The 13,922-nt window shown below is 47.1% G+C and carries 9 protein-coding genes; all 9 read left to right on the top strand.

The window, feature by feature from the left end; genetic code table 11:
• Positions 1-220 precede the first annotated feature (220 nt).
• Positions 221-2,314, top strand: coding sequence for a dynamin family protein (locus NYE45_RS18210; RefSeq protein ID WP_340013533.1), 2,094 nt, complete (start codon positions 221-223; stop codon positions 2,312-2,314).
• Positions 2,203-3,897, top strand: coding sequence for a dynamin family protein (locus NYE45_RS18205; protein ID WP_340017397.1), 1,695 nt, complete (start codon positions 2,203-2,205; stop codon positions 3,895-3,897). The genes NYE45_RS18210 and NYE45_RS18205 overlap by 112 nt, the downstream gene beginning before the upstream one ends.
• A 324-nt stretch (positions 3,898-4,221) precedes the next feature.
• Positions 4,222-5,994 (top strand): ABC transporter ATP-binding protein, encoded by a 1,773-nt coding sequence (locus NYE45_RS18200; RefSeq protein ID WP_076331432.1) that lies wholly within the window; start codon positions 4,222-4,224, stop codon positions 5,992-5,994.
• Complete coding sequence (locus tag NYE45_RS18195; protein WP_062835131.1) at positions 5,991-7,841, top strand: ABC transporter ATP-binding protein; 1,851 nt, start codon at positions 5,991-5,993, stop codon at positions 7,839-7,841. Before NYE45_RS18200 ends, NYE45_RS18195 begins: the two co-directional genes overlap by 4 nt.
• A gap of 210 nt (positions 7,842-8,051) precedes the next feature.
• Positions 8,052-9,692: an AraC family transcriptional regulator gene (locus NYE45_RS18190; RefSeq protein ID WP_340013532.1), complete on the top strand. Its 1,641-nt coding sequence runs from the start codon at positions 8,052-8,054 to the stop codon at positions 9,690-9,692.
• A 131-nt stretch (positions 9,693-9,823) separates the two neighbouring features.
• Complete coding sequence (locus tag NYE45_RS18185; RefSeq protein WP_340013531.1) at positions 9,824-10,813, top strand: ABC transporter substrate-binding protein; 990 nt, start codon at positions 9,824-9,826, stop codon at positions 10,811-10,813.
• Between the two features lie 61 nt (positions 10,814-10,874).
• Positions 10,875-11,897 (top strand): NAD(P)/FAD-dependent oxidoreductase, encoded by a 1,023-nt coding sequence (locus NYE45_RS18180; RefSeq protein ID WP_340013530.1) that lies wholly within the window; start codon positions 10,875-10,877, stop codon positions 11,895-11,897.
• Between the two features lie 252 nt (positions 11,898-12,149).
• A complete protein-coding gene (gene purT, locus NYE45_RS18175; protein WP_340013529.1) occupies positions 12,150-13,337 on the top strand; it encodes a formate-dependent phosphoribosylglycinamide formyltransferase in 1,188 nt (395 codons plus the stop codon).
• Positions 13,327-13,785 (top strand): GNAT family N-acetyltransferase, encoded by a 459-nt coding sequence (locus tag NYE45_RS18170; RefSeq protein ID WP_062835126.1) that lies wholly within the window; start codon positions 13,327-13,329, stop codon positions 13,783-13,785. Before purT ends, NYE45_RS18170 begins: the two co-directional genes overlap by 11 nt.
• Positions 13,786-13,922 lie beyond the last annotated feature (137 nt).

Raw genomic sequence — 13,922 nt, 5'->3', positions numbered from 1 at the left:
TGGCGTAAGCATTTTGCTATATGCTGAATATAGAACGTATTACAGATAAAACCGACTTGGTCGGTTTTATTTTTTTTAGATTATAGAATTTATACGTTCATTTATGTATATTCAATTCCAACCGTTCAAATTCAAACTTGATAATGTTAAAATAAATGTTGTAAAAGAGATAGACGTCGAAACGGATGTCAAATTAGAGGAGCCAGGGGGAAGGCCAGTCATGTCCAGAACAGATTACCCAAAAGAAATGGCTAAACCTCTGCTTCCGCTGCGTGAAGCAATGGAGCAGACAGGGGACCATACGGCTGTACAGGCTTTAACGGATTTAATCAGCAAGGCGGAAATGAAACATCTGACGATTGCGTTCTGTGGTCACTTCTCTGCAGGCAAATCGAGTCTCATCAACAGTTTATGCGGTAAGCGGGTGTTGCCTTCAAGCCCCGTGCCAACAAGTGCGAATGTGGTGTCCATACGTAATGGTAAGCCGAGAGCGCTTATTTATACATCTGCAAACGTAAGCGCTGACAATAGTGCAGGAACACTTGAAGTCTCTCCAGATGAATTGGAGACGTATTGCAAAAATGGCGGAGCGTACAGCTCGATTGAGGTATGGGATGATATTCCGCTGCTGAAAGATGATGCTGTTCTGCTGGATACACCAGGTGTGGACTCAACAGATCGCGGGCACAGTCTCGCGACCCATTCTGCACTGCATCTGGCGGATGTGGTGTTCTATGTCATGGACTATAATCATGTTCAGTCCGAGACAAATCTTTCATTTGCCAAGAGTCTGTCGGATTGGGGCAAACCGTTGTTTCTGATCGTGAACCAGATCGACAAGCATCGGGAGCGGGAGCTTTCTTTTGAACAATATACCGAAGGTGTGGAAGCTATATTTGCGGCCTGGGAAGTCAGATATGACGGACTGTTGTTTACTTCCCTTCGTGACAAGGAGCATCGCTATAACCAGTGGGATGTGATTCCGGAACTCATTGGACACATGATGCAAGAGAAGGAAGCATTAATCACGCACAGTTTGGCAAGTTCGGCCAGTCATGTAACGGAGCAACATTTGACAAGACAAGCAGAGAAACGTGAAGACGAAGAGAATTCCCTGCTGGATGAAATCGGTGGCAAGGAAGGAATTGAACGTTTGGAACGGGAGCTGGAGCTTCTCGATCAGCAAGCAACAGATATTCGTACCGGCCCTTCGCGAGTGCGTGAGAAATTCAGGGCAGAACTGGAACCTCTTCTGGCGAATGCGAATCTTACACCTGCGGATATTCGTACGTCTGCTGCTGCCTATTTGGAGAGCCGCAAACCGGGTTTCCGCGTGGGTTTATTATTCTCAGGTGGCAAAACCGAGCAGGAGAAACAACGCCGTGCTTCTGAACTGGTCAGACTGCTACAGGATCAGGCTTCCGGACAAGTGGAGGTACATATTCGCACGATGCTCAGGCAGCTTGGTGAATCTCATCAGCTATGGGGGGCGGAGTGGGAGCAGGCGCTCAATACGGAACTGCCTGCTGTAGATGAAGCACTATTGGAGATGAAACGCAGTGCCAGTGCAGAGGTGTCACCTGAGTATGTGATCCAGTTCAGCAAAGATGTGCGGGGCGAGATTGAGGCCCGCTATCGCAGGTCGGCCATGATGCTGGCCGACCGCATGCTGGAGGCGCTGGGCGCGCGAGGCGAAGCGGCGCTCCAGGCGCTGGACGCCAGCCGCGCAGCGCTGCTGGCGCAATCCGCGGCGGCGGCGCGCTACACGGCGCTCCAGCGCAGCGCCGCCGCCGAGGCAGCAGGGCTGCGCAGCCTGCTGCCCCAAGCGGGCCCTCTCCCCTCCGGGCTATTGCCGGAGGTGAAGGGCCCGCACGTGCCCGCGGTGCCTGAACCGGGCGAAGCTCCCGGTTCGCATGCGGGCACGTCAACGTCTGTGGCGCGCGCGCCACAGACGGCAGAGGCACCGCCAGCGCGGCGGCGGCGGTGCCTGGGCCATCGGCGGCGGCTGGCGCTGAACGCCGCCGACGCCTGGACGCAGCAGCGGCACGGCTTGAAGCCGCTGCTGTGCTGGTGGAGCCGTACCCTGCCATGGGGTCGGCGGTACGGGATCTGCGTGCACGCGCGGCTTCGCTTGCGGGCGGCACGTTCACTCTGGCGCTGTTCGGAGCATTCAGCGCCGGCAAATCCTCCTTCGCCAACGCGTTGCTGGGCGAAGCAGTACTACCCGTCTCGCCGCATCCAACGACAGCGGCGATTAACCGGATCATGGCTCCTGCCGGGGGCGCGGAGCATGGTACAGCCCGGGTCCGGATGAAGACCCGGGACGCCTTCCAGGAAGATCTCGGCTATTCCTTCCGACTGCTCGGACTGGGTGAACCGGGAACCGAGTGGCAGAAGCGAGTTAAATCTCTCTCGCCACAGGATGTGCATCCGGCGGGGCGCCCGCACTACAGCTTTTTACAAGCGGCAGCATCCGGTTGGGAAGAGACAGCGGACCAGCTGGGTCAGGATGTGCTGGTGGATCTGGAGGGTTATCGTAACTTTGTCGCGAACGAGAAGAAGTCCTGTTTTGTGGACAGTATCGATCTGTATTACAGCTGTGATGTAACTGAACAAGGCATTGTGTTGGTGGACACACCAGGAGCAGACTCTGTGAATGCTCGTCATACGGGTGTAACCTTTAATTATATGAAGAATGCGGATGCACTCATTTTCGTAACGTATTACAACCATGCGTTCTCCCAAGGAGATCGCCAGTTCCTGAACCAGTTGGGACGTGTCAAAGATAGTTCTGCCATGGATCAGATGTTCTTTGTTGTGAATGCCAGTGATTTGTCTTCCTCCGAGGAAGAACTGGAGCAGGTTCTCGATCATGTGAGCACTCAACTGCGCAGTAATGGAATTCGGGCACCACGACTCTTCCCGGTATCCAGTATACTGGCGATGGAAGGCAAGATGGCCGGAGATTCGAAGCTGCTGGAGCAATCCGGATTTATCCGGTTTGAGGAAGAGTTCAACCAATTTGCAGGCAGAGAATTAGCCGATCTTGCCGTCGGTGGCGCTTCAGAAGAGATGGCACGTGTCATTCAGCGGTTGAAGAAGCGTGCCGAGGATGCAGCTCAGGGTGAGGAAGCATTGCAGCAGCGGCGGGATGAACTGGAGACCATTCAGGGACAGTCACGCCAGCGCATACAGCGACTTGCAGAGCGATCCATGAAGGAAGAATTGTCACAGGAAACAGCAGAATTGCTGTTCCATGTGCGGCAGCGACTTGCCTATCGCCTTGGTCTATTTATGGCAGAAGCATTCCATCCATCCGTACTTCGGGAGGATCGGGGCAATCTGAAGACGGCTTTTGCAGCCTGTGGACGTGAACTGTTGCGCATGATTGCGATTGAACTGGAGCAGGAACTGCTCGCCACAACCCTCAGACTCGAACAGGCAGGGCAGACCTGGCTGATGAAGCAAGTTACGGAATGTATAGATGAGGTGAGAGAGTTATCCGGAGGCGTGGATGTGTCATTGCCACTGAACGAACGTTGGACTACACCTGTGCTTGAAGAAGTTCGCCTGGAAGAACCGTCCGGATGGAAAAGCTATTTAAATTACTTCCGCAATCCGAAACAGTTCTTCGAAGGGGATGGACGTCAACGGCTTCAAGAGGCACTTGATCCTGTCCTCAAACAGATGATCATTGAAGTTCTTCCTGCTGCGCAAGACAAGCTGATTCAGTTTTATGACAACCAGCTTCGTCAATCCTTGCAACACCAATCCTCTCAGTTGGAAGAACGTCTGGACGAGGCGGTGAGCGGAATTCAAGATACGCTGGAGAGCGGAATTCCTGCCGAGCAATGGTCAAGCTTGTCTGTACAACTGGAACAGATTGAACGTAGTTGAATTCGCAGTATAACGCTTAATCTCTGGAAGTCTTTGTAAAACAAAATGAATGATACAGCAACACATTGAAAATGTTGCGTAAACCAACCCAAAAAGGCTCCTGCCGAAAAGGCATACAGGGAGCCTTTTTTTGGTACGAACAACCTGAAATAAAGAGAATATTCAAACATTTGATTGAAAGGTGGGCATTTACCTTCGCTAATGCGTCAATAAGCTGAAAGCAGGCAGAATATGGTCTGTTATTCGCTTTGCCGCGAATGGGGTACGGTGATAAACTTCATAAATGTTCATAGTATTTTTGAACGACATAAGAGGAGGAGAAACATGGATGTTCTTAGGCAACTGCAAACCTTTTTTTGGGAAAAGCGAACGTATTTATTTGTATCAATCTTGTTCCTCGCCTTAGCGACCGCACTTGGGTTGGTGTATCCGTACATGCTGAGGATACTGATTGATGACATTATTGTTCCGCGCACTTTTGAAGACGTTCCCATAATTGCCTTGACTGTGTTAGGTGTAGTTATTTTGAAAGCGGGAATGCAATTTTTACATGGCTTTTTTGGAGGACGCTTGGGTAACTTCCTGGCGTACAGACTTCGTAACGCATGTTATGAAAAGCTTCAATTTTTATCCTTCCGTTATTATGATACGGCCAAGACAGGTGATCTGATGTCCCGCCTCACGGGAGATTTGGAAGCCATCCGTAACTTTATCGGATTTGGTTTCGCCCAGATTCTCAACATGGTTTTGATGGTCGTATTCGGCGCAATCATGATGATGACCATGAGTTGGCAGCTTACGCTGTTCACGCTCATATGCATCCCATTACTTGCCTTCGTTGCGCTGAGATTCGAATCCAAAATTCACCCTGCGTTTCAGGAGATGCGGCTGGCGCTCAGTTCACTGACGACAGCGGTACAGGAGAATATCACTGGAGTACGTACTGTAAAATCCTTTGCACGTGAGCCTTATGAAGTGGAGAAATTCTCCACACGCAATGAACGTTACAAGACGAATCAGATTCATGCCGCAACCTTGTGGAGTCGCTATTTTCCGATCATGGAGATTCTTGCTTCGGTGAGTATCGTGCTGTTGCTGGTGATCGGTGGAAGAATGGTTATACAGAAGACGCTGACACTCGGTGAACTCGTTGCATTTTTCAGTTTGATCTGGTACATAATCGGTCCAATGTGGAACCTTGGGTTCCATATCAACAACTATACGCAATCCAAAGCGTCAGGTGAACGGGTGCTCGAACTGCTCAATACGCCAGTGGATGTGGAAGAAACGCAAGATCCGGTCATTGTGGAGGCAGACCAGGTGAACGGCCATGTAACGTTTGAATCCGTTACCTTTGCCTACGGCAACAAAATGCCAGCGGTAACCGATATTAATTTTGATGCTGCACCCGGTTCTGTAATCGGTTTCCTCGGGGGAACAGGATCAGGTAAATCGACCATCATTCAGCTTCTGATGCGTGCATATAACGTCAACTCGGGAACGATCAAGCTGGATGGCAAAAACATCAAAGACATAGGCATCCGGAGTTTGCGGAGTCAGATCGCTTCTGTTTTCCAGGAAACATTCCTGTTCTCATCCAGTATTCGCAATAATATTTCCTACGGACTCAAGAACGTCACCACGGATGAGATTATCCGTGCAGCCAAACTGGCCAAGGCTCATGACTTCATTATGGAGTTCCCGGACGGATATGACACGGTGGTTGGTGAACGCGGCATGGGATTATCAGGTGGACAGAAACAGCGGATTGCGATCGCGAGGGCTTTGCTGAAAAATCCTAAAATCCTGGTACTTGATGATGCAACCAGCGCCGTGGATATGGAGACGGAACATGAGATTCAATCCGGTTTCCAGGAAGTCATGCGCGGCAGAACGACATTTATTATTGCACACCGGATTTCTTCTCTGCGGCACGCAGACGAGATTTTGGTGCTGGATGAAGGTCGCGTGGTACAACGTGGCAAACATACCGAACTCATTGAAGTGCCTGGACCGTACCAGGATGTTTATAAAATTCAATATGCAGATTATATTGCCCGCGGTAAGCGGGAGGCTGGGGAGCAGGTGAATTCATGAGTGCCGAAACGATAGCAGACAGGCGCGAGGCCAAAGGGGCCTCTGAGAAGAAATTGAATGAACGATTTGTATATCAGGACGATGAAATCATTGAAAAACCGTTTAACTGGAAAGAATTCGGACGTTTGTTTGCATACATGAAACCTTATGCGAAACAACTGTTACCACTCGTTATTCTAATGATGATTCTGGGCACAATTACGAAATTGTCCGTACCGTTTCTGATCAGTCTGGCGATTGACCGGGCCATCGCACCGGCAAATGGGTTGCCGAGTATGACTATGCTTTATCTTATTGCAGGCTCCATATTCGTGTTGTATCTCATTCAATGGGCTGCCAATACGTACCGGATTAAACTGACCAACATTATCGGGCAGCGCGTTATTTATGATCTGCGCTCGGATCTGTTCAAGCATATCCAGAAGCTGTCCTTTAACTTTTTTGACAAAAGACCGGCAGGTTCCGTACTGGTACGGGTTACGAATGATATTAACTCCCTTCAAGATCTGTTTACGAACGGTGCAGTTAACGTCATGATCGACTGCGTACAGCTGCTCGGGATCATTGTGATCTTGCTGTTGATTAACTGGAAACTGGGTCTTGCCGTAATTATTACGGTGCCAATCATGTTTATCATTTCGACCAAACTGCGGGTGCTGATCCGCCGTGCTTGGCAGGATGTGCGCATGAAGAACTCCCGGATTAACTCCCATTTGAATGAATCCATTCAGGGGATTCGAGTGACTCAGGCTTATACACAGGAAAAAGAGAACATGAAATACTTTGACAACATGAACCTGTCCAGCAAAAAGTCATGGGATAAAGCATCAGCGATGAACCAGGGCTTCGGACCGCTGATTGAGATTACCGGCGGTTTCGGTACATTAATTCTCTTCTGGTTTGGTGCCTATCTGATTCAAGAAGGTCAGTTGACTGTGGGGTTACTTGTCGCTTTTGCCAACTATGTCGGCAACTTCTGGGACCCAATCAACCGTCTGGGACAGATGTACAATCAGCTATTGGTTGCCATGGCGTCATCGGAGCGTATCTTCGAATTCATGGATGAAAAGCCAAGTATCGCAGATAAACCAGGTGCCAAGCCACTTCCTTCTATTAAAGGAGATATCGCCTTCGAAAATGTTGTGTTCGAATACGAGAAGGGCAGACAGGCGCTGAAAGGAATCAGCTTCTCGGCGGCTGCGGGACAATCGATTGCGCTTGTTGGTCATACGGGCTCAGGTAAAAGTACGATCATCAATCTGATCAGCCGTTTCTATGATATATCCGGCGGACGTCTCACCATTGACGGACAGGATGTGCGGGATGTAACGGTAGAGAGTTTACGCAGCCAGATCAGCATTGTATTGCAGGATACCTTCATTTTCTCGGGTACTATTCGTGACAATATTCGATTTGGACGATTGGATGCAACGAATGAAGAGGTGGAGGACGCGGCAAAAGCAGTCAATGCGCATGAGTTCATCATGAAGCTGCCTGGCGGATATGATACTGAAGTAGAGGAACGCGGAAACGTATTATCCATGGGACAACGGCAATTGTTATCCTTTGCCCGTGCGCTCCTTGCTAATCCGCGCATATTGATTCTGGATGAAGCTACAGCCAGCATTGACACCGAAACAGAGCTGAAAATTCAGGAAGCGTTGAAGGTACTGTTGCAGGGAAGAACGTCCTTTATGGTCGCTCACCGTCTCTCAACTATCCGGAATGCAGATAACATTATCGTCCTGGATCATGGTGAAATTAAAGAAGAAGGCAACCATGAGCAGCTTATTCAAAAACAAGGCGTTTATAATGGATTGATAGAAGCTCAATACCGATTTTTGTAATGAACTCCTTGGACGCTCGTGCAGCGTCTGAACACATATGAACTTATAACACTCTGGCGTTCCATAGCCTGATCCTTCAATAATAAGTGCATCTTATTCATTGAAGACAGGTTATAGGATAGCTGGAGTGTTTTTTTTATTCGTTAGTGTGGTATGTTATATTTTTGAAGAATGAAATCAATACAATCGTTCATGGCTGGAGGGAGATCAATGCAGATGTACAACAACGAAATAAAATCAGAGCATTTTGATCACCTGGATCATATGAACTTTAGGCTCATTAATGTAAATTATACGAGTGGTCCTGCGAAGGAGTGGCTTCTGAGGAAACACTTCATTGAAACATACATGTTGTTATTTGTAGCCAGTGGACAAGGATGGTTAAAGATCGATGGGAGTTTCATCGAATTAAAGGCGGGCGGACTGTACGTAGGCTTCCCAGGGCAGCTGGTTGAGGCGAATGTGTATTCGTTGGATGAACGAGGCGTGTATCACATGAACTTTGATGTCATGTACGCACTGGAGCAGGAGGGTGAAACAGCCCTGGATATAATGAAACAACTCATGCGTAATGAAGTGAATGGCGAGGTCAGCTCATCTTCACCCGTTGCTGTTGGCGTGATCTGTCAGATGATTTACCACCATACATTGAAGAAGGATGGCTTGCAACGGTACTATGGTCAGATTCGTTTTCAGGAACTGTTGTATACCATGTTTTACGACGAAGCCTATGCAGAAAAGACGGATCTGACTTCACCGATTGAACATGTTAAAGCCTATATGGAGCAAAATTATGCGAAGAGATTAACCATCGAGGAATTAGCAATTGTTGCACGAATGAGTCCGCGACATTTCATGCGTTTATTCAAAAAAAGATATGGCTGTAGTCCAGTGGACTATTTGACTTTTTATCGAATCAAACAAGCCCAGATCTTAATGAGAAATGATCATAGTTATCGACTCAAGGATGTGGCATCGTACGTGGGTTATCAGGATGAGACGTATTTTCGGCGTAAATTCAAGCAAATCTCCGGTATTCCACCGGCAGCGTTTATACGTAATAGCAAACAAAAAATTGCTGCGGTTCATTCTGTGAGCATTGGCATACTGCTTGCATTGCAGATCATTCCCTGTGCCGCGCGGGCAAGTCATCCGTGGACGTATTATTACAGACGTAAATATGAAACGGACAAAGTTATGCCACTCGCAGAGGGGGAGACCGTCTGGCTGGAACAGCTTCGATTAGTTAAACCAGATTATATTATTACTGCTGGCAAGGAGTCTGAGGCTCTGCAAAGTCAGCTTCATTCCATTGCTCCTGTGTGTGACCTCCCGTGGGAAAAAGGCGATTGGAGAGAACATTTGAGATATGTTGCAAGCTTTTTGGACAGGTCGGATATTGCAGAGGTATGGCTTCAAAGATATGAAGAGAAGGCAAAAACCATTAAGAACCAGCTTGCGGATTTCATACGAAAAGACAGTCTGGTTGTCCTCAAAGTATATGGCGAAGAATTGCTGATGTTAGGTCCAAGGAGCATTGCTTCCGTTTTTTACATTGATATGCAAATGGAGGGTCCCGAAGGAATTGAGACTTATTGGGAACGGGGCACAGTGACCATGAAAGAGCTGTCTGTTCTCAACGTTGAAAGAATATTATTGATTGTGGGTGATGACGAGACATCCAGGCAGACATGGACGGATGTGCGGAAGTCGGAAGAGTGGCTAAAGTTGATGGCGGTACAGAATGGCAGAATGGACATCCTTTTGTCTAGCGTCCTGCTGGACTACACTGCGTTTACCCATGAGCTTATGTTGGATGAAATATTAAAGCTATGGCAAGATCGTCCATAGCAAAAAGTCTGAATAGTCAATATCATGCCAGATCATATTTTATTATACTACTCCTATATCTTAGTGATAATGATAATTATTATTGATTAAACATTGTCATATATGAATGACCTATAGGGGGTACATACAGAATGAGATTCAGATGGTTAACCGTAATATGCACAATGATGTTGATGCTCGTTATTGCGGCTTGTGGGGCAGCAGGCAAAGAAGCATCCCCGAGCGAGGGACAAGAAGCGGGTACCGCCAATTCTTCAACAACAGAAACAAGTCAGGTGAAGAAAGTGAACACGGAAATGGGAGAAGTTGAAATTCCGGTGAATCCACAAAAAATAGTTGGTTTGTCCGTTGTATATCCAGAGTTTTTATATTCACTTGGCATCGTACCCATTGCCGTACAGAACTACCATGAGGATTTTCCTTCTTACTTGCAAGAGCCATTTGCAAACACGATGAAAATGGGAATAGGAAGAACGCCTAACTTTGAAGCCCTCATGGAGGCAGATCCGGATTTAATTATCGCTCCTGACTGGTGGTCTAAAAAGGATTATGATCAACTTACTCTGATAGCACCTACCGTACTTTTGCCACAGCGTGATGATTGGCGCGATGAACTGCGGGATATGGCCAAAATTTTGAACAAAGAAGAACAGGCAGAAACGGTAATTCAGGATTTGGTAGCAAAGGAGAAGGTAGCTGCTGACAAATTGCACAATCTGATTGGTGAGGAGACGGTTCTCTACATTAGAGTGATGGAAAAAGAAATCGTACTTCATGGGGAGAATCTTGACCGGGGAAACTTTGTCCACAAACGATTGGGAATGAAGCCACTTCCTAATTTCCCGAAAGATCAAACTGCCATGTCCGTATCCTTGGAAGTATTACCTGAATACGATGCAGATCATCTGATTGTTCAGTTGGATGATGAGACCAATCCGGAAATTAAAAAGAAATTTGAAGATATGTTATCGACATCGTTATGGAAAAATCTGAAAGCTGTTAAACAGGACCATGTTTACATGGTGGGTGGTAAGGAATGGTTCAATCTGGGAATGTCTCCGCTTGCCGACGAATATGTTATTGACGATATTGTGAGTTCTTTTGAAGAAAAAAATAAATAAAGCATCTGCATCTGTTAGATGAATCTCTTATTCATAACTCAATTAACAGGGGGTGTTTACAATGAATGAAGAAGATATCTATGATGTAACCATCATTGGAGGCGGCCCTGCCGGCATGTATGCAGCTTTTTATGCAGGGATGCGTGATATGAAAGTCAAAATCATTGATGGTAAAGACCGACTTGGTGGTTTTCTACATACCTATTCGGAAAAAACAATTTGGGATGTAGGTGGCCTGCCGCCTATGAAATGTTCGAAGTTGATCGAATGGCTTGTTCAGCAAGCGAATACGTTTAATCCAACGGTTGTATTGAATTGCAGGGTGGAAAGGTTCACTCGACTGGATAACGGAATATGGAGTATGTACACTGCTGGAGGCGAGATCCATTATACACGTACGATCATTGTTGCTGTAGGTCGCGGTATTGCAGAGATTCAGAAGCTGGAGCTTCAGGAGCCGATTGAACATGAGCAAGAGAATCTTCATTACACCGTGCAAAATCCAGAACATTTCGCTGGGAAGCGTGTACTCATTTCGGGTGGAGGCAACAGTGCTGTAGACTGGGCCATTGAACTTGCTCAACTTGCTCGCAGTGTAGTCGTAATCCACCGGAATAATGAGTTTCGTGCAATGGAACGGAATGTCAGTGAGATGAACAACATAACAGATGTGAGAACACCATACAGCATCACGCAGCTTCATAATCATGGTAAGCGAATCCAGCAGGTTGTGATTACGCATATGGAAAGTCAGGACAATGTAGTGTTAGAAGTGGATGAAGTCGTCATTAGTCACGGATATAAAAGCAATCTAAGTGATCTTGCCAGTTGTGGCTTAGAAATGAACGATGGAATGGTTCTAATGAGCCACCATGCACAGACGAGTCTTCCGGGTGTTTTTGCAGCAGGGGACTGTGCGACCCACGAGAGCAAAGTTAGACTCATTGCAGGAGCCTTCAATGATGCGATCGTGGCAGTCAATAGTGCCAAACAATATATGACGCCAGACGCACCCAAGATGGCTTATGTTTCTTCCCATAATGAAATCTTCAGAGAAAAAAATCGACAAATCCCAAGTCTTTAAACTTGGGATTTGTTTGCGTATTTCGATTCGCTTGCGTATTAAAGTCTGCTCTTTTAACATTTCCTTAATTTTGGGAGGAATGGAAGGAGTATCGAATCTGTGAGCGGTAATTGTAAAATTTGATCGAAAAAACACAAAAAATCTTGTAAAATTCACAAGAAAAATAGGGAGCACTCTTGCAATCTTTAACCAAAACCCCGAAAATAGAGAGACAGATATAGAAGATTTCTCTTTGGGAGGATTGGAAAGAACATGTGGGGTGCTCCTTTTACGGCTCAAGCCAAAAAAATGCTGCTACTAGGCAGTGGAGAATTGGGAAAAGAGGTCGTTATTGAGGCCCAACGACTGGGAGTAGAGACGATCGCTGTTGATCGTTATGAGAACGCACCTGCGATGCAGGTCGCGCACCGGTCTTACTGCATCGACATGCTGGATGCTGATGCTTTGAAACAATTGATCCGTAAAGAAAAACCTCATTACATCGTACCTGAGATTGAAGCTATTGCAACAGAAGCTTTACTGGAGCTTGAGGAAGAGGGATTTTGTGTAGTGCCTACTGCTCGAGCTGCACGTTTAACGATGGATCGCGAAGGCATCCGTCGTCTTGCAGCCGAACAATTGAAACTTCCGACAGCTGACTACCTTTTTGCGGACAACCTGGAACAACTTCAGGAAGCCGTACGTGAGCTTGGCACACCTTGTGTCATTAAACCATTGATGAGTTCTTCCGGCAAAGGGCAGAGTGTATGCCGAACACCGGGCGACGTGGAGGATTGCTGGAACATTGCTCTTTCGGGGGCTCGTGGCAAATCCGTTCGTGTTATCGTGGAGAGCTTTGTGCAATTTGACAGTGAGATTACATTACTTACCGTTAGGTCTGTATCAGGCACCGTATTCTGTCCTCCGATCGGCCATATTCAGAAGGATGGGGATTATGTCGAATCCTGGCAACCTCATGCAATGACTCCTGAACAATGGGAGCAGGCTTGTCATATTGCCAAATCCGTTACGGATGAACTTGGCGGTTATGGACTGTTTGGAGTGGAATTATTCCTGACTCCGGATGGTGTTGTGTTTAGCGAGGTATCTCCTCGTCCGCATGACACAGGCATGGTTACAATGGTGACGCAAGACAGTTCCGAGTTTGCGCTGCATGTACGTGCAATTCTTGGTTTTCCGGTCACAGGTGTACATCTGTTGACACCGGGAGCTTCAGCAACGCTGAAGGCTAATGATGAAACATCTGACTTTACTGTAGGCGGGATTGAAGAAGCACTGGCTCTTCCTCGTACTCAGATTCGTGTATTTGGCAAACCTGAGACCAAAGTAGGACGCCGAATGGCTGTAGCCCTAAGTGCTGGCCAAGATGTGGAAGAAGCTCGTAAAACAGCGGTGCAAGCCGCTAATATGCTGAAAGTGGAGGTAAATCATGTCCAATAATGTTGAGGCCCCTGTACTGATGATCCGAGAGTGTGAACTGCGAGATGCTGAAGCGGTAACGGGATTGATGCGAGAGGTCAGCTATCCGACAACAGCCAATGTCATGAAAGAACGCATTGAATGTTTGGAAACCAATCCAAATGCGTGCATGCTTGTTGCCGAAGTGGATGAACAAATTATTGGTGTGATTGGCTTGCAATGTGTGCAAAATCATGCCTATCCAGAACCTGCCGCACAAATTACTTCTCTAATCGTAGGTCAGGAACATCGTGGTGGTGGAATTGGCCGTCGTCTGATGGCTCGTGCTGAAGATTGGGGCAGACAGCAAGGTGGTAAACAACTGTTTGTCACGGGTGCAAACCGTGAAGTGACTTCAACAACGTACTCTTTTTATGAGCACATTGGTTTTCAGAAGAGAGGCTATCGGTTCAGTAAAGTTCTTCTATAGTATAAAAAGGTTCTTTTATAGCATGAAAATTCTCATTATATCCTGATCTGCACCTTCTGGTGTCGTGAATGATAAATAGATGGTGAAGTGGCATTCGACTAGCAATTTTAGTCTGAATGTCTTTTTTTTATGCTTTT

Source organism: Paenibacillus sp. FSL K6-1318 (assembly GCF_037976905.1).
Classification (GTDB): Bacteria; Bacillota; Bacilli; order Paenibacillales; family Paenibacillaceae; genus Paenibacillus; species Paenibacillus amylolyticus_A.
This window is presented reverse-complemented; position numbering and strand designations above follow the sequence as displayed.